15 protein-coding genes are annotated in these 17,601 nt (G+C 51.8%); 4 read left to right on the top strand and 11 right to left on the bottom strand.

Annotation, left to right across the window (positions count from 1 at the left end):
* Position 1 precedes the first annotated feature (1 nt).
* Together JYB87_RS16600 and JYB87_RS16595 are read left to right on the top strand one after the other, a co-directional pair.
* Entirely contained in the window at positions 2-3,130 is a 3,129-nt protein-coding gene (locus JYB87_RS16600) for an efflux RND transporter permease subunit (protein ID WP_324032300.1), read from the top strand.
* 121 nt (positions 3,131-3,251) lie between these two features.
* Positions 3,252-3,569 carry a hypothetical protein gene (locus JYB87_RS16595; protein WP_207354555.1) on the top strand — a complete coding sequence of 106 codons (318 nt, stop codon included), beginning with the start codon at positions 3,252-3,254 and terminating at the stop codon, positions 3,567-3,569.
* 65 nt (positions 3,570-3,634) lie between these two features.
* Here the strand turns inward: JYB87_RS16595 and JYB87_RS16590 are convergent, their stop codons facing one another.
* The 6 genes from JYB87_RS16590 to JYB87_RS16565 form a co-directional block, all read right to left on the bottom strand.
* Positions 3,635-4,360 carry a hypothetical protein gene (locus JYB87_RS16590; protein ID WP_207354554.1) on the bottom strand — a complete coding sequence of 242 codons (726 nt, stop codon included), beginning with the start codon at positions 4,358-4,360 and terminating at the stop codon, positions 3,635-3,637.
* Between the two features lie 146 nt (positions 4,361-4,506).
* On the bottom strand, positions 4,507-5,067 hold the full coding sequence (locus tag JYB87_RS16585; RefSeq protein WP_207354553.1) for a DJ-1/PfpI family protein: 561 nt from the start codon (positions 5,065-5,067) through the stop codon (positions 4,507-4,509).
* Between the two features lie 126 nt (positions 5,068-5,193).
* Positions 5,194-5,796, bottom strand: coding sequence for an HvfX family Cu-binding RiPP maturation protein (locus JYB87_RS16580; RefSeq protein WP_207354552.1), 603 nt, complete (start codon positions 5,794-5,796; stop codon positions 5,194-5,196).
* Positions 5,797-5,807: 11 nt separating this feature from the next.
* A complete protein-coding gene (locus JYB87_RS16575) occupies positions 5,808-6,584 on the bottom strand; it encodes an HvfC family RiPP maturation protein (protein WP_207354551.1) in 777 nt (258 codons plus the stop codon).
* Positions 6,574-7,404, bottom strand: coding sequence for an HvfB family MNIO-type RiPP peptide maturase (locus JYB87_RS16570; protein WP_207354550.1), 831 nt, complete (start codon positions 7,402-7,404; stop codon positions 6,574-6,576). Before JYB87_RS16570 ends, JYB87_RS16575 begins: the two co-directional genes overlap by 11 nt.
* A 67-nt stretch (positions 7,405-7,471) precedes the next feature.
* Entirely contained in the window at positions 7,472-7,873 is a 402-nt protein-coding gene (locus JYB87_RS16565) for an HvfA family oxazolone/thioamide-modified RiPP metallophore (protein ID WP_207354549.1), read from the bottom strand.
* A gap of 255 nt (positions 7,874-8,128) precedes the next feature.
* Here JYB87_RS16565 and JYB87_RS16560 point away from each other — a divergent pair, with 255 nt between their 5' ends.
* Positions 8,129-8,710 (top strand): nucleotidyltransferase family protein, encoded by a 582-nt coding sequence (locus tag JYB87_RS16560; RefSeq protein ID WP_207354548.1) that lies wholly within the window; start codon positions 8,129-8,131, stop codon positions 8,708-8,710.
* A 29-nt stretch (positions 8,711-8,739) separates the two neighbouring features.
* Here the strand turns inward: JYB87_RS16560 and JYB87_RS16555 are convergent, their stop codons facing one another.
* The 4 genes from JYB87_RS16555 to JYB87_RS16540 all read right to left on the bottom strand — a co-directional run bounded on the left by JYB87_RS16555 (position 8,740) and on the right by JYB87_RS16540 (position 13,967).
* Positions 8,740-9,798, bottom strand: coding sequence for an XdhC family protein (locus tag JYB87_RS16555; RefSeq protein ID WP_207354547.1), 1,059 nt, complete (start codon positions 9,796-9,798; stop codon positions 8,740-8,742).
* A gap of 84 nt (positions 9,799-9,882) precedes the next feature.
* Complete coding sequence (locus JYB87_RS16550) at positions 9,883-12,186, bottom strand: xanthine dehydrogenase family protein molybdopterin-binding subunit (protein ID WP_207354546.1); 2,304 nt, start codon at positions 12,184-12,186, stop codon at positions 9,883-9,885.
* Entirely contained in the window at positions 12,170-12,655 is a 486-nt protein-coding gene (locus tag JYB87_RS16545) for a (2Fe-2S)-binding protein (RefSeq protein WP_207354545.1), read from the bottom strand. The genes JYB87_RS16550 and JYB87_RS16545 overlap by 17 nt, the downstream gene beginning before the upstream one ends.
* Before the next feature lie 19 nt (positions 12,656-12,674).
* A complete protein-coding gene (locus tag JYB87_RS16540) occupies positions 12,675-13,967 on the bottom strand; it encodes a cytochrome c (protein WP_207354544.1) in 1,293 nt (430 codons plus the stop codon).
* A 638-nt stretch (positions 13,968-14,605) separates the two neighbouring features.
* On the opposite strand from JYB87_RS16540, the gene JYB87_RS16535 reads away from it, so the two are divergent.
* Positions 14,606-15,808: an MFS transporter gene (locus JYB87_RS16535; RefSeq protein WP_207354543.1), complete on the top strand. Its 1,203-nt coding sequence runs from the start codon at positions 14,606-14,608 to the stop codon at positions 15,806-15,808.
* A gap of 93 nt (positions 15,809-15,901) precedes the next feature.
* Here JYB87_RS16535 and JYB87_RS16530 read toward each other — a convergent pair whose 3' ends face one another.
* Entirely contained in the window at positions 15,902-17,302 is a 1,401-nt protein-coding gene (locus JYB87_RS16530) for a DUF945 family protein (protein ID WP_207354542.1), read from the bottom strand.
* Positions 17,303-17,601 lie beyond the last annotated feature (299 nt).

The raw sequence follows: 17,601 nt of genomic DNA, 5'->3' as shown, positions 1-17,601 counted from the left end.
CATGTTGGCAAAGTTTTTTATCGACCGTCCGGTATTTGCGTGGGTAATCGCGATTGTGATCATGCTGGCGGGGGTGTTCTCCATCGTCAAGCTGCCAATTGCGCAATACCCTGATGTTGCACCGCCGACGATCAGTATCTCTGCCACTTACACCGGTGCCGATGCGCAGACGGTGGAAAACAGTGTCACCCAAATTTTGGAGCAGCAACTGACCGGGATTGATGGCCTGCTGTATTTTTCCTCCACCAGTTCATCGGCTGGTAGCGCGTCAATCACCGTAACCTTTGAGCAAGGCACTGATGCCGATACGGCGCAAGTGCAGGTGCAAAACAAGGTACAGCAAGTCACCTCACGGTTGCCGACTGTGGTGCAGTCGCAAGGGGTGACGGTGACTAAATCCCAAAGTGACTTTTTGCTAGTGTTTTCGCTTTATGATGAGACCGATACTGCCTCATCGAACGATGTGTCGGACTTTTTGGTGTCCAACATGCAAGACACTATCGCCCGCATAGAAGGGGTGGGGAACATTCGGGTATTTGGTGGTCAGCATGCGATGCGGATTTGGCTCGACCCAAATAAGTTGGCGGCTTATGACCTCATTCCATCGGATATCACCAGTGCGCTTCGCGCGCAAAACACTCAGGTAGCCGCAGGTAATATTGGTGGCATGCCGACCCTTGATGAGCAAGAACTGAATGCGACGGTCACCGCTAAGTCGATGCTGCAAACCCCAGAGCAGTTCCGCCAAATCATTGTGAAACATAATAGCGATGGCGCAGACGTTAAGCTGGAAGATGTGGCGCGGGTGGAAATTGGCAGCGAAAACTACCGTTCATTACCGCGGCTGAATGGTCATCCAGGCTCTGGCATGGCGGTGATGCTGGCGCCCGGCGCGAACGCGTTAACGACCGCGCGACAAGTGAAAGACACGATTGAGCGGATGAAGAGCTCCTTCCCAGATGGCTATAAAGTTGCGTTTCCGCGCGACAGTACCGACTTTATTCGCATCTCGATTGAAGAAGTGGTGAAAACGCTGTTTGAGGCGATTTTGCTGGTGGTGTTGGTGATGTACGTCTTCCTGCAGAACTGGCGCGCGACCTTGATCCCCGCGATTGCCGTGCCGGTGGTATTGCTGGGCACCTTCGGTGTGTTGCAGGTATTTGGCTATTCTATCAATACCTTGACCATGTTCGGTATGGTGCTTTCTATCGGTTTGCTGGTGGATGATGCCATTGTGGTGGTGGAAAACGTTGAACGTTTGATGCGCGAAGAAAAATTATCGCCCCGAGCCGCCACGATTAAATCGATGCAAGAGATCAGCTCTGCCTTGGTAGGGATTGCGGTAGTGTTGTCGGCGGTATTTTTGCCGATGGCCTTCTTTGGCGGCTCAACCGGGGTTATCTATCGCCAGTTCTCGATCACGATTGTTTCTTCCATGCTGCTGTCGGTAGTAGTGGCGCTGACCTTAACCCCAACACTGTGCGCCAGCTTGCTCAAACCGAGCGATGCCAATCACAGCGTGAAAGGTGTGTTTGGTTGGTTTAACCGTAACTTTGACAGCATGACCCGCCGTTATGAAGGTCGGGTGGCCAAGGTATTAAATGCGCCGGTACGTTGGATGGTGTTTTATTTTGCCATCGTCGCGGTATTGGGGGTGTTGATGTACCGCCTGCCTACCGGCTTTTTGCCGAACGAAGATCAGGGCAATGCCATGGTGCAGTTTAACCTGCCAACTGGAGCCTCCATTAAGCGTACCCGTGCAGTTGCAGAGCAGATTGAACAATATTTTCTGACCCACGAGAAAGACAACCTTAATGCTATCTTTACCATCTCTGGCTTTAGTTTTGCGGGTAACGGCCAAAACTCGGGAATGGCGTTTTTGTCGCTGAAAAACTGGGCGTTACGTCCGGGGCATGAAAACAGCGCCGAAGCTATTACCCGTCGCGCCAGTCAACATCTGGCATCGATTCGTGATGCGCGGGTATTTGCCATGTCGCCGTCACCGATTCGCGGGTTAGGCCGTAGCAGCGGCTTTACTATCGAGTTGTTGGCCAATTCCGGTACCACCCGTGATGAGCTGGCAAGCTATAAAGAGGAGTTGCTGCAAGCGGCACGACAAGACTCACTATTGAGTGGCGTGCGTGAGGGCGAGTTGAGTGACTCACCACAGCTGAAAGTGGATATTGATGATGCGAAGGCCATGGCGCTTGGGTTAACCATGTCGAATGTCACTAGCACCCTGAGCACAGCTTGGGCTGGCACCTATGTGAATGATTTTATTGATAATGGTCGGGTTAAACGGGTCTATGTGCAAGGTGATGCACCTTATCGCGCAGCGCCGAGCGATTTAGGCCAGTGGTATGTGCGTGGCCGTGACGACAATGGCAGCACCAGCATGACGCCATTTTCGGCCTTCAGCGATATTCGTTGGAGCTCGGGGCCACAGTCGCTCAGCCGTTTTAATGGTCAGGCATCTTATCAGTTGCAAGGGGCGCCAAACGGCGTCAGTTCTGGTGAGGCGATGGCGCAAATTGCTGGACACGTTGACAATCTCCCCGCCGGCAAAACCAGTTATGCGTGGAGTGGTTTGTCGTTTCAAGAGCAGTTAGCCCAAGGGCAAACCTTATTGTTATATAGCATCTCTATTCTGGTGGTATTCCTCTGTTTGGCGGCCTTGTACGAAAGCTGGGCGGTACCGTTTTCTGTGATTCTGGTGATCCCGCTGGGGGTGATTGGCGCGGCGGTGGCGGCCTCAGTCCGTGGTTTGGAAAACGATATTTACTTCCAAGTGGCACTGCTGACCACCATTGGTTTGTCATCTAAGAACGCGATTTTGATTGTCGAATTTGCTGAAGAAGCTTATCAACGCGGTAAATCGGCGTTGGATGCGGCTTTAGAAGGTGCTCGTTTACGTTTGCGGCCGATTCTGATGACCTCGCTGGCGTTTATCTTCGGTACCTTACCATTAGCGCTGTCTACGGGCGCGGGTGCAAATAGCCGTACATCGATTGGTTCAGGGATTGTCGGCGGTACCTTAACCGCAACCGTGTTGGCGGTGTTCTTAGTGCCGCTGTTTTTTGTGTTGGTGCGGCAGCTGTTTCCGAAGCGTAAACCGGTACACAACGATTAAGTTCAGTCGGCAATATTCCAGCGTGTGATGCGGCGCGCTGGCGTTGTTAAGCCAACGCTATACCTTGGGGCGAGCAGTTTGTTAGAATGCTCGCCCTTTTAGCGTGTGATAGTTGAGCGTCATGATCTGTAGCCATTGCAACAAGAGAATTCATATCGATAAAATTGTTGAACAGCGAGGCAAAGGCTTTACTTCGCAGATCCGTTGCCCAGCCTGTGGCGCGTGGCTAGGGCGTAGTGCTTGGTTACTGCGGATCAAACTGCTGGGATTTTATCTGGCGTTGGCTGCATCCCTCGTCGCGTGGTGGTTGCCGGACTGGCGCCCAGGCTGCATTGTGGTGGCGATTCTCAGCGTTATCGCCCTGTTTACCGCCAATTTGATGGATCAACTGCAAGTGGTCGAGCGTCCGCCTAAGGTTGAACAGCATTTCGATCGTTAATGCTTCAGTTTTCAAACGCATGCAGGTAAGCACGGTAAACGGCTCACCTGCTGCTGTCGTCAGCGCTATTTCGGTGCTAACGGGTCTAATACGCCGCCTGCGGTAATTAACTTGCTTTCAGGCGCAAGTTCATTCAAATATGCCGCAAAGTTTTTACTCTGCTCATCGTCCGCGTTGGCGATGGCGTCATGCAATTGCTTCAGATATGCATCTGCCGCGGCGTCATCACCAAACTGCTTGCTGTAATTGGCGGCAAGGTAGAGGTATTCCAGTCGTTGATAAGCGTCCAGTTGTCCCGCCAATGCGGTTTTGATTTGCGCTAACGCCTGCTGCCGATATTGGTTGGCTTGTTCCAGATTGCCTAAGTTCTGGTGCCAGCGGGCAATCACTCGTAACAGCCGATTTTTGAACGACGCTGAGGTGTCTCGCAGCGCATAAATGTGTTCGAGCAGTGCCAGCCGCGTCTCTATGGCGCTGTCTTTTGGCGGATTATCGTTAAGAAATGCCCCGATTCTGTCCCGCTCTGCCGCGGTTAACTTATCAAAGTCGCCGATAAAGGCGGTAAAGCCCGATTTTTCACAAAACCAGATGCCATTTTCATCGGTGAGCGGCCAAAACACCTGATCATACTTTGAGGGCCAATTATAGATATAGCCGCCATAGCTGATCGGTTCATGTACCTGACACTTGGCGCCGGCCACAATGGGATCGGTTACTTCGGTGGGACTCCACGTCGTGGCGTGTGCTGATAGCGGTGATAAGGCAAATAACAGACATATCGCTTTGTTCATCTTAGCCTTCCTTTCGCTAATGGTTTGATATCGCAGCGGTAACTTCAGCGGTTACTCTAACATCCACGCCACAAAATAAGTGGATGATTTGCTTAGAAACAAAAAGGCCACAGCAAAGCCGTGGCCAAACTCAACACACACTAATGTTACGCTAACAACTGATTGAACTGTGCCAGCCATGCAGGATGTGCAGGCCATGCGGGCGCGGTGACAAATTGGCCGTCGGTAATCGCATCGGTAACGTTAATATCGGCATAATCGGCACCAGCCAATGCGACTTCTGGGGCGCAGGCAGGATAAGCGGAAATGCTGCGACCGCGAATTACGTTGGCTGCAGCTAACAGCTGGGCACCGTGGCAGATGGCTGCGATCGGCTTTTGCTGCTCGGCAAACTCTTTGACTAAGCTCACCACCTTGCTATTTAACCGCAGATATTCAGGCGCGCGGCCACCGGGGATTAACAGCGCATCGAAGTTTTTGCTTAACACTTGGCTGAAATCCGCGTTGAGGCTGAACAGATGCCCCGGCTTTTCGGTGTAGGTTTGGTCGCCTTCAAAGTCATGAATCGCGGTTTTGATGGTGTCGCCTTGGCACTTGTCTGGACATACTACGCTGACCTCATGCCCTACCATTTGCAGTGCTTGAAATGGCACCATCAGTTCATAGTCCTCGACAAAATCACCAGCGATAATCAATACCTTAGCCATAGGAATCTCCTTATTGTTGACTCGCAACATTCACTGTTGCGACAGGGCGTCAGTGATAAGGTTACTCCTGCCATTGCTGAATAAATACTCTACTAATGGCTATCTCCATGCCTAGCTGACTAAGCGCTACAGCAGAGGTTTTTTGAGCCAGTAATCAATACTGCAATAGCGGCCAGCGCCGAGGTAAAACAGCGCCAGCAACATCACAAAATAGCTGGCGGCAAACTCAATACCGTTTTTTAAAATGGTGAAATTGCCGGTTTCGGTGAGCCATTCATAGTGACCGTGCTGTTGCAGCAATGCGATTGCTGCTTGCTTGCGTTCGCTGGCTCCCGCTATCAAATCGGTGCGCCATTCCCACGGCATGGTGAGCTGGGTTTCCGGCAAAGCATGCCAGCCGTTGCACCAATGGGCGGTGAACGCCGCAACCAGCATGGTCACCATCAGGGGAAGGGCAAACAATCTCACCCCCAGCCCTAGCAGCAATCCTACGCCACCGAAAAACTCTGCCGTACCTGCGAGCAGTGCCAGTAGCTCGGGGAAGGGCAGTGCCAGATATTCGCCAAAATAGTAAGCGGTGCTGTCAAGGTCGCTGAGCTTGTGCCAACCAGCCAAAATAAAGATCGGCGCAAGGTAAAATCGCAGCAGTAGCGGCGCGATAAAATCCAGTTTTTGGGCAACAGTCAGCCCACGCTGGTAGTACTTACCAGCGAAATTGAATAGGTTCATTGGGGAGCTCCTTAGATTAGGGCAGCGCCAGCTGCGAGGCCGATAATGCCGCGCTCACTCAGCGAGGGCAGAATCGCCACTAAGCCTTGGGTTAATAGTTCAATGGGAATTTGTGGGCACAGTTCGGCCAGTTGGTTGAGCCACTGCTCCAGCGTGAGCCCACGGCTTTGGCTGAGCAGATTGAGTGCGATCACTAAGGGTGCCGAGATTGCCATAAAGGTGACCTCATCGTCTTCGTCACGATACAGCAACAGATGGCTTGGCTGCTCTGGCAATTGCTGCGGTTGCTGAGTAACGCTGATTTGCTGCACCGGATAGCGGTAGCTGATGGCAATTGCCGCATCAAAGCACTGCAGCGTGGCATGGGCAATGTCGGCGGTGCCAGTCAATGGCAAGGGCGCGAGGCTTGCTGCCGGTTTGGTGGCAATGTCCAGCTCCAGCCATTCATAGTGCAGCAACTCATTGATGAAGGGCTTGTTGCTAATGCCATCAGGATAATGCTGCTGCATAAATTCAACAAAAGCCGCAGGAATATCCAAAAACAGCGGGCTGGTGCAGCGGTGACAGCGCACAAATTCATCCTGCAGTTGTGGCCACTCATCCGCCAAAATCTGGCGGCACAAAGGAAAGGTGCTGTCGATAAAACCGTAAATATTATTGCGCGTGAGTTCGCGGTAAACCGCGACTCGACGTTTATCGAGTCGACTATCAATCGGTTGCGAACTATCACGCAGATGTGCCGCCAGTTGATATTGCTGGGCGCGAAAATCTTGCGGATTAGCTGGCATGGGCAAGCTCCTGTGCTTGCTGTTGCAGCTGTTTTAGGTATCGATATTCCTGCAGTAATTCAGCGTAAGGCGGAATATTAAAATCACGTTCGAGCAGCGTTGGTTTGACGCCGTGGACTTGATAAGTATGCGCCAGCAGCTGCCAGACCGAGTCGATCACCTCGGCGCCATGGGTATCGATAATTAAGCCATCATCTTCTTGTAAATGCCCAGCAATATGCAGATAGCGAATCGCTTGGCTGGGCAGCGCTGCAATAAACGCACGCGCATCGTAGCCGTGGTTATGGCCGTTTACGTAGGCGTTGTTGACGTCTAACAACAGCTCGCAGCCAGAGCGGCGTTGCACCTCAATAATAAACTCTAGTTCGCTCATTTCGGCGCCGGGCATCAGGTAATAGCTGGAGTTTTCGAGGATCAATGGCTGTTGCAAAAACTCTTGCACCTGATGAATACGGCTGACCAAATGGTCAATTGCACCTGCAGTAAACGGAATGGGCAGCAGATCGTACAGGTGACCGGCGGCATCGCAATAACTGAGGTGCTCAGAGTATTGCTCAATGCCATGCTGTGCCATAAAGGTGCGGATCTGCTGCAGCAGTGTCATATCGAGCGGCTCGGGGCCGCCGATAGACAGTGACAGGCCATGACATAACAGCGGTTGCTCAGCGGCGATCTGGTTCAGCTGTTTGGCATACTTACCGCCGAGCTTGAGCCAGTTTTCTGGGGCGATTTCCCAAAAATCTGGTCGTTCATTGCTTTGCAGTACTTGTTCCATCATGGAACGGCGTAAGCCAAGTCCGGCTCCTTGCACCATGCTCATCAACACCTCCTGTTATGGCCACTGAGGAACGCCAAACTGCCGTTCCTCAGCACTTAAGCCAACGCGATTAGAATGGCGTTGGTTTTTTCTCAGCTTTTTTCTCCATGGCTTTTTCATTGCCACATTTGCCTTCATGCTGCATCTTGTGCTCGGCACCACAGCTGCCTTCTTTCATTTTGTCGCCCTGTTTCATCTCCTTGGCGGCCTTTTTATCCATCTTCATCGCGGCTTTGTCGGCACCACACTTGCCTTCGCCACATTTACCCTCTTTCTCAGCCTTTTTCTCAGCGCCGCACTTACCTTCACCGCATTTGCCTTCTTTGGCTTTATCCGGGCCATCTGGGGTTAACTGATAGCCGCTGGCCAGTTGGGTCATGCTAAATGGGTTGGCAGTTACTTCGGTTGCCACTGTCGCTGCTGCTAATCCGCTCAAGGCTAACGCCAGTGTGGTTGCTTTAACTTGATTCATCGTTCCTTCCTCAATCATGGGTCAATGACATGGCCCGTGCCTTGGTGGGCAGTCGTGGGCGCGGTGATTTACTGAACAGCAAATTGCTGGGTTCATACATCTGTCGTTTACAGTGTCGTTTTTATTACACAGATCGCAAAATTATTTTTAATTAATTGATAGGGAATAACTGCCTTTGACGAAAAATAATAGAGCTGGCATCCATTTAGCGTTAGGCTGCCTGCAGCAATTGAGTGTTAAAAAAGGTGGTAAGCGGTGGCATCACAATCACAGGTGGGCATTTTGTTGTTGGCGGCGGGCAAAGGGGAACGTTTTATTGCCGCGGGCGGCGAAGGCAATAAATTGTTGGCCATGTACCCCAATGCTAATGGCGATCAAGTGCCGCTGCTGGCGTTTTCGTTGTCACAAGCGGTGGCGTCGGGTTTGCCGGTGCGATTGGTTACCCGGCCCAGCGAAACCGCGGTGATTGCCTTAGCTGAGCAGTTTGGTGCCGAGGTGACACTGATTGATAGCCAAGGTTCGAGCGAAACCATTGCCGCAGGTGTGCGCGATAGTGCTGAGTGGGCTGGTTGGTTGATTGCGCCAGCGGATATGGGCTGGTTACACAGCAGTGATTATCTGCAAGTGGCGGCCGCACTCACCAGTGATGACGCCCAAGCGCGGCTGATGTTTGAAGAGGTGCCCGGCCATCCGGTCGGATTTGGTAAAGGTTACTATGCGGTGCTAAGCCAGTTGCAAGGCGATAAAGGCGCGCGCGCGTTACTCCAAAACAGTAAGTTGCAGCGACTGTCAGGGCACATTGGCGTCATTAAAGATGCCGATCTGCCAGCCCATTAGTCGCTGCTTTAGCTAATCTAAGCAAAAGATTAGATGGCGCAACTGGCGCCATTTTCTTCACTGAGCGGAGCCAGCTGATTTAAGGTGCCTTGCACCACGGGTTTGGCACTTAAATGGCCCAAATTCTTGATGCGGACGATATCCGCCATAATGGCCAAGCCAATTTCCGCAGGCGTTTTACTGCCAATCGCTAAGCCGATCGGTGCATGAATCCGTGACAGCTGCGCTTCGGTCAGCTCGCCAATCCGTTCTAAACGTTCACGGCGTTTGGCGCTGTTGCGGCTTGAGCCCATCGCGCCAATGTAAAACGCAGGGGTATTGATCGCTTCCATCATGGTCAGATCATCTAAGCGTGGATCGTGGGTCAGCGACACAATGGCGGTATTGGCGTGGCAGCCTTGCTGCTCTAGATATTTGGCCGGAAAGATTTCCAGCAAACGCACGCCATCAGGCAGCTGTTCGATATTGGCGCGCACGTTTTCTCTTGGCTCCAGTAATACCACTTCAAAACCGAGCGCATGACCAAATTCCATGCAGTAATGGGCAACGGGTGAGTAACCTGCGACCAGCAAGCGGGGTGCTGCCGCCATACGAATATCAATATTGGGCGCTTGATAGGTGATTGCCGCGGTGGTACCGGCAAAGTCATCTTCCACAATCTGCTCGCAAGCGTTGGGCAGGGTGAGCTGTTTGCGGATCGCTTGATAGCCTTGCACCGCATTTAATTGCTGTTTGAGATAGGCAATAGTCGCCTCGCCAGCGGGCAGATATTCCACCAAAATTTCTAAAATGCCGCCGCAGGGCAGAGTCACTTCCGGCGCGAGTTCGCCATCCCCGTAACGCACCACTTGCGACGCTTGTTGCCAACGGCTATCAGCAATCTGCTTGATAAAGTGTTCTTCAACACAGCCGCCAGATAATGAGCCCTCTTGGCGTCCATCTTGAGTAGCAACCAATAAACTGCCTGGCGAACGTGGCGATGAGCCCCAGGTGTGCAACACAGTACACAGCCAAACCGGCACGGATTCCGCCCAGTTGATCGCTTGCTGCAATACGCGAGCATCGAGAGGTTGCGAAAGATAGGACATAAGACAGCTCCTGAATAGAGTGGCGCGATGCAGTGACCACGCCGTAAAAAGATGAAACAGGCCCGACAAACTCGGGCCGAAACACTAGGCTTTGAACGCTGCTTTCACGTCGTCTGGCGTCATTGGAATTTTACGCAGACGCACGCCAACCGCGTTGTAAATCGCGTTAGCAATCGCAGGGGCAACTGGGGTTACCGCAGGTTCACCTAAGCCCGCAGGCGCATAGTCGTTTTTGATAAACTCGACTTTCACCTCTGGGGTTTGGCCAATACGCAGTGGCGTGTAAGTATCAAAGTTAAGATCTCTGAACTTACCGTTGACCAGCTTGGTGCCTTCATACAGCGCCATTGATAGCCCCCACAGTGCCGCACCCTGGCATTGGGCTTCTGCGCCATTAGGATCAACAATGATGCCGGCATCAACAGCCACATGCAGTTTTTCAACATGCACTAAGCCAGTATCACGTTCAACCTTCACTTGTACAGCAACGGCGACCCATGTTGGCATGTTACGTTCTTGGCCAAAGGTTGAGGCAATGCCGATACCGCTGTCTTTTGGCAGCTGTTTACCGTAGCCGATCATCTCGGCAGCTTTTTTCAGTACTGCCGCTTGACGACCTGCACCGCCAGAGGCGATTGGGCCTGAACCTGCGTTACGGCCTTCAGCTTTTAAGTGCTCAAGGCGGAATGCCAGCGGATCAGTACCTGTGTGGTGTGCCGCTTCATCGATAAAGCTTTCTACCGCGAAACCGACCCAACCTGGACTCACTGAACGTAACCAACCGGGGCGGAAGGTGTCGTTTGCTAAGTCGTTCGATACCGCACGAACTTTTTGTGCGCCAACGCTGTACCAGTGGTCAGCACCTGCAATCGCAAATGGATCGTACGGCTGGTCGTTGGTGCCTTTGGGCATAAACACAGGGATCATCACTTCGGTCGGCCAGCCAGCAGTGGCGTGGTGTTCCATCGCAATCACCTGTTTGTTGGCATCGAACGCCATTTTCAGTTGTTGCAGTGACGCTGAGCGCGGGCTATCAAACTCTAGGTCTTGTTCGCGAGTGAACACTAACTTCACTGGTTTGCCGCCAAGGGCTTTAGACGCCAATGCCGCAGGAATGGTGTAGTCACCGTTCAGACGACGACCAAAACCACCACCGAGCATATAAGCCTTGATCACCACTTGGTCTTCGGGCACTTGCAGCGCTGCCGACAACACTGGCAGTGTCAGCGATTGCCATTGGCAACCTGAGTGCACTTCCCACACGCCATCTTCGTTTTGGAACACCAGTGCGTTCAACGGCTCCATCTGCGCGTGCAGTACGGTATCGGTGATGTATTCGTGTTCGATGGTCGATGCCGCTTGGGCAAACACTGGCTCAGTGTTGCTGTCGCCGGTATCCAAAATTGCGCCTTTGCTGGCATCTTTAAGCAACTCACGACCGTGGTTGATGATGTCGGCTTCCGACACTTTAGTGGCCGCACCCGCTTGCCATTCTACTTTCACCAACTCAGAGGCTTTCTTAGCGGCATAGTAGCTGCTGGCAATCACCACTGCCCAACCTGGCACTGTGTTGCTTGGGTCGGCTAAGGTCAGGGTTTGTTGATAACCTTTCACTGCTTTGGCAGCGCTGTCATCGACTGACAACACTTTTGAACCATAACGGGTTGGTGGCAGGATCGGCGCAGCAAACACCATACCGTCGATTTTGGCATCAATACCAAATACGGTTTGACCTGTGGTTTTGTTGTTGATGTCCAAGCCACGCACTTGCTGACCGATCAATTTCAACTCTTGATTTGGTTTCAGCTCCAGTGACTTCAACTCTGCTTCAGTAAACTGACGATTGACGCCTTGGGCAATCAACTCACCATAGCTGATGGTTTTCTTACCGCAGATCACTTGGCCTTTGCTTGCGTGACACAAACGTTTTGGCACACCCCACAGGTTGGCAGCAGCTTCAATCAGCGCAGTACGGCCTGCCGCACCGGCTTGACGGTAGATGTCCCAGCTTTGTGACACTGACCAGCTACCGCCGGTGACCATCAGGCCCCATTTTTTGTGGCTATCGACGTGAATGATTTCCACGTCATCCCAGTCGGCTTCCAACTCATCAGCCAGAATACGGGCGATAGAGGTTCCCACGTGTTGGCCCATTTCGGCGCGGATGATGTTCACTTTGACCTTACCGGCGCTGTCGATGGAGTACCACAGTGATGGTTCATACACAGATGCTGCGTTTGGCAGTGGTTGGCCGTCATCTGTGGCTGGGTCCATCGCCGCGAATGCAACGCGTGGAAAACCAAAGCTGACGCCAGCGGCAGTCATTGCCACCAAAAAGCCACGGCGTGTTAAGCCGGTGCCATTGTCCTTATTAGGCAGTCTGCTCATCTTTGCCTCCCTGCATGCTCATGGTATTGGCCGCTTCGCGCACTGCTTCACGAATACGCACATAGGTCATACAGCGGCAGATGTTGCCACTCATTACTGCATCGATATCTTCATCGGATGGATTCGGCATATCTTTCAGCAATGCAGCTGCTTGCATTATTTGACCTGATTGGCAGTAACCACATTGTGGCACTTGGTGCTTTTGCCAAGCCACTTGCACTGGGTGCGTGCCTTGTTCAGACAAGCCTTCGATGGTGGTGATCTCTGCGCCTTCAACGGCAGAGAGTGGTGTGGTGCATGAGCGGGTAGCGCGGCCACCCACGTGCACAGTACAAGCCCCACAAGTACCAATACCGCACCCAAATTTGGTGCCGGTCATGTTCAGTTCGTCACGGATCACCCACAACAGTGGAGTGTCACCGTCTACATCGACAGCCACTGGCTTGCCGTTCAAAATAAATTTAGCCATGTTCTCACTTCTCCCGTGATTAATGCTCAAAACGGGGTTGACGACGGATCTCACCCACACGCTGTTCTAGGTTTGGCCAAGGTTGTTCACCTGCGGCTTGACGCAGGTAGGCAGCCAGTGCGGTGATATCTTCATCGCTCAGTGCATCGCGGAAGGCGGGCATAACCACACCTTTAATGCCTTGGTCGGCACGGAAACCATCCAAAATGACGTTGATTAAGTTGGCAGGATCATCAAGATGCACCGCAGAACCTAATGCCAATAACGGACGGCCTTTCACCAGTTTTTGCTGGCTGTAGTGGCAAGACTGACAAGAGGCCGCGTATAAACGGGCGCCTTGGTGTGTGCGCAGATCCGGCAATTGTTGCGCCGCCACCGCTTTGGTTAAGGCTGGGCTTTGCGCTGGGTCTTCGCTCACGTTACCCGCTTTATCAGCAAAGTAAGTGGCAATCGCTTGAATATCTTGGGTTGATAACGCTGACAAACCATCGTGTACCACAGGCGCCATTGGACCACCGGCGCTGCCGTGGAAAGGTGAGTTACCTGTGCTGAGATATTCAAAGAAATCTTGTTCACGCCATTTCAGTGGCGCAGTGCTAGAAGCGGTCAAAGAGGGGGCAATCCAGCCATCAATGGCTGCGCCGCTGTACATTTGATCACGCAGCTCACCGCCTAATTCATTACGCGGCGTGTGGCAGGCGCCGCAGTGGGCAATCCCTTCCGCCAAATAAGCACCACGATTCCATTCGGCAGACTTGTTGCTGTCAGCTTTGAAATCACTGGTGTCGGCAAACAGTAGTTTCCAACCCGCTTGCAGGAAGCGAATGTTCAGTGGGAACGGAATACCGTTTTCTTGCTTGGTTTGTTGCACTGGCGCAACAGACGACATGATATAGGCGTACACCGCTTTGATATCGTCATCGGTCATCTTGTTGAAGTGTTCAAAGGGAAATGCCGGTAACAGATGGCTACCGTCGCGGCTTACGCCGGTGCGCATGGCGCGGATGAACGCTTCTTCTGACCAGTTACCGATACCTGTAGCTTGGTCGGGTGTGATGTTGCTGGAATAGATAGTGCCGAAATCAGAGTGCATGGCATAGTTGCCGGCAAAAGGTTTGCCGCCTGGCGCAGTATGGCAAGTGCTGCAGTAGCCAGCGGCTGCCAACACCTTACCTTTTGCAATTATGTCTGCTGAAAACTGATCCTTGGCTGGTGGCGTTACCGGAGCGATCGACGGGTGCCAGGCGTAAATGCCAAAGCCAACCAATACGACGACCACAGCGATAACCACGCTGTATAAACCGCGTTTCATATCACATTGCCTCATGAGTTTTATTACGTTGTTTTTATTTACAGTGGAGTGGATTCCACCGTCCTTGTGAAAGTCGCTTCGTTATCCTTGCGGCGACGCGAAGGGCGTTTTGGTGCACAGGTTAGTTACTAAATGTGACCAAGTTAACAAAACATCGCTAGTGTAAACCATAATCCCCTTACGGGTGAAGCGCTTACCTGTGACGGCTAGATGAAATTTTTTCTTGTGAAGTAAGTGAATTATTGAAAAAAATCGACTAAAAAAGCGGCGCAGAAATCGGTAACTGACTCAATTTCCTTAGCAAAATTAAGGTTTAATCTTCGCTTATATGACATCAGTAATCGTTTTTATCGGTTATGGCGATTGATTTTAATTTTAATGACGAGCGAGGTGCGCACTGACGGGCTTGGGTAACATCGCAACGGGGGCGAATTGAGGTTAACTAACAACAATCCTGACTAAATAGCTCAACCAATACTTTAGTATTAGTATTTTTGGCGTAAAATAACCAACTTTTACGCTAGTCAGCGCTATGTCATTTATCGCGCTAAACGGTTCAGTGGCAATACCGAGTAAATCGTGACGAGTGTTATGGCAACACTCGTTGAGCCGTCTTTTTTGTTGTTTCGGGAGAATCCATGAGTGCAACTGGTAATCAAGTGATCAGTCGTAGTCCGATCGGCTTGACCTTATTTTCGCTCGCCATCGGCACGTTTTTGTTAGGTTTAACCGAATTCTCGGTGATGCCGATGCTGCCGTTGATTGCTGAAGCGTTTAACGTGTCCACCGGCAAAGTGGGCCAAGTGATCAGTGCTTATGCTGCAGGCGTAGTGGTGGGTGCGCCGCTGTTGATGATGCTCACGCCAAAAATGAATCGCCGTTCAGCGTTGGTGTTATTTGCCTTTATGATTTTTGCTTTTAATGGCTTGAGCGCACTGGCGGCCTCGTTTGAGCAGATGGTGTTGTTCCGCTTTCTAAGTGGCTTACCGCATGGCGCTTATTTTGGAACAGCCTTGCTGTTTGGCGCACGCTTAGCGCCAGAAGGCCGCAGCACCCTGTATATGTCGCGGGTTTTCTCCGGCCTGACCATCGCCACCATTGTTGGTGTGCCGCTGGCCACCTTATTAGCGCAGAACGTCAGTTGGCGCTGGGCGCTGGTGTTAGTGTCGGCGGGTGCATTTATCGCCTGTATTCTGCTGTGGCGAGTTTTGCCGTCGTTGGCCGCCGAAGGCGAAGGGCTGAAAAAAGATTTAGCAGTGCTGAAAGATCCGCTGATCTGGCCGATTGTGGGTATTGGGGTGATTGGTTTTGGGGGCGTGTTCTGTCTCTACACCTATCTGGCCGACACCATGTTGGCCGTCACTAAGGTGCCGGAATATTACATATCCATCGCCATGGTGATCTTTGGGGTGGGTTCTACGGTGGGCAACTGGCTACTCGGCCATGTGCGCGATCGGGTGGTGGCCAAAGTCACCGGTATCGTGCTGCTGTATTGTATGGCGCTGGCCATTATCTATGTGCAAGCGGCCACCAATGTATGGTTCCTGTTCGGCGTAGTGTTTTTACTCGGTGCCAGCCTCGGTTTAACCACGGTTATTCAAGCGATGTTGATGCGGGTCGCCAAGGGCGGTCACGCCGTTATTGGGGCTTTGTTGCAATGTGCCTTTAACTCCGCCAACGCCATTGGTCCAGTCGCTGGGAGTTATATCTTCCTCAATGGCTATGCGGCAAACGATACCGGCTATATTGCGGCGCTGCTGTTTGGCGGTGGTTTTATCATGTGGCTGATCAGTCGCGTCCAAGGTCGACAACGTAATCAAGAACTGGAGTCGGCCAGTTAAGCGATTAGACTGACAACGCACAATAAAAACGCCTCGTCATCTGCTGGATTGACGAGGCGTTGTCTTTTAGGGCGCTTAGTTTTTCGTAGGCGATTAGAGTGGGATCGGCAGGCCGTTCAGATTGGCGATGCCGTCTTCCAACGAGGCTGAGATGCTAAAGGTGCCTTCTTCTTGTGTGAGCATGCCTTGCTGGAGGAGTTGCTGCAGCATCAAGCCGGACTGACCATTAATCAGTTGCTGTTGTTGCTCGGCAGGCATCTCAGCAAATTGCGAGCTACTGGCTAACTGCTGCTTTAATACTAACCCTGCTATCAAGGTGGCAACGTCTTCATCCGCTTTGGCGTGTAACTGCGCTTTTAAATGTTGTAGCCAAAATTGCTCATCGATCAATTGCGCTGGCGACAGGCTGCTATCGGTATTGACCACGCTAGTGTCAACATTGGCGATTAAACTGCCTTGGGGCAGATTACCGCTGAGAGACAGTTGTACTCGAGGTGATTTGCCCAGTAGCTGCGGCAGTTTCGGCATCACAAATTGCGCCAATTGTTGCTGCATCTGCGCAGGATCTGTGTTGCCACTGAGCTGCTCGATAAATTTCACGTAGTCCTTCACAAAGGCGTTATCGATATTTTCTAGGCTGAAATTAAGCGCCAGATTCGACAAGGCAGACGCCATATAAGTGGCTTTATCTAAACTCAAACTCATGCTGACGGCAGAGGTGTCATTGCTTTTGTTGACCTGACTTTCAAACGCTAGCAAAAACTTCTCAAGTTGCAGTTGAAAGGTATCAATGTAATCCACTGAGACGCTGGTTTTGGCGTCATAACCGTGGCGTGACATTAGCTCCGCTAAATTGACATCGGCAGTTGTGGCAAGGCCGATATTGCCAATATGGATTTCATCTTCTGGCAGACTGATGTCCATTTTCTCGGCCAGTCCTTGATAGCTTAAGTCGCGGCCAATCCATGAACCCTGGCCTTGGTAACCGCTAAAGCTCAGTTGGATCTCCTCTAAGTCATCTTTGAAGCTAAACGGCGCGATGCTGTCTTGCATATAAAACGCATCGCCAAAGGCGGCGGCATATTCAATGCTCAGCAAGGGGCGATTTGCATCCCAGGTTAATTTGTCGCGGAGCTGCTCGCCGGCGATGGTGAGCTGAGTGCTATACCAACCTAAGGCGGCCTTATCATTGAACAGTAGCGGGCCGAATTGGGTATGCAAATGACTGGTTACTGACAACGCAGGCAGCGCTGCCAACAGGTCGCTTTGATTAAAGCGCGCGATTTGCGCCAGATCTAACCCGAGTTCAATACTGCTATCAGCGCTAAACCAGCCCGATTGATGACTAATCAGGGTGGCTTTGTAGCCGGGGGTTTGATTGATTTTGTCTACCACCAGTTTTAACTGCTGATCAAAGCGGGCGCTGCCTAGCTTGGGTGCTGCCACCACAGCTGCAGCCACTACTACGGCGCCAATAAGCAAAACTTTTTTCATGAAAAATCCTTTTCTAATCATACCTTGCCGAAGCGTTTGTAAACGGCAAGGTAGGGTGAGGGGCAGGTTTAACTCTGTCGCAGCTTACGTCAGCGCTGCCCATTCAGCGGATAATTGTTGCTATAGTGCCACAGTATTCCCTAATGGCTGTGTAGATGACAGGGCTTAAGCTACTCTATTGTCGAAAATTATTAAAATTGAGGTCTGAATTTACACTGAATTTTGCTGCGCGCTGGCAACGGGTATGTCGTATGAGTAGATGCTTGCGGTCATTGTCTCTTGCGCTGAATCCCATTGCT

The organism is Shewanella avicenniae (assembly GCF_017354945.1).
Lineage (GTDB): Bacteria > Pseudomonadota > Gammaproteobacteria > Enterobacterales > Shewanellaceae > Shewanella > Shewanella avicenniae.
This window is presented reverse-complemented; position numbering and strand designations above follow the sequence as displayed.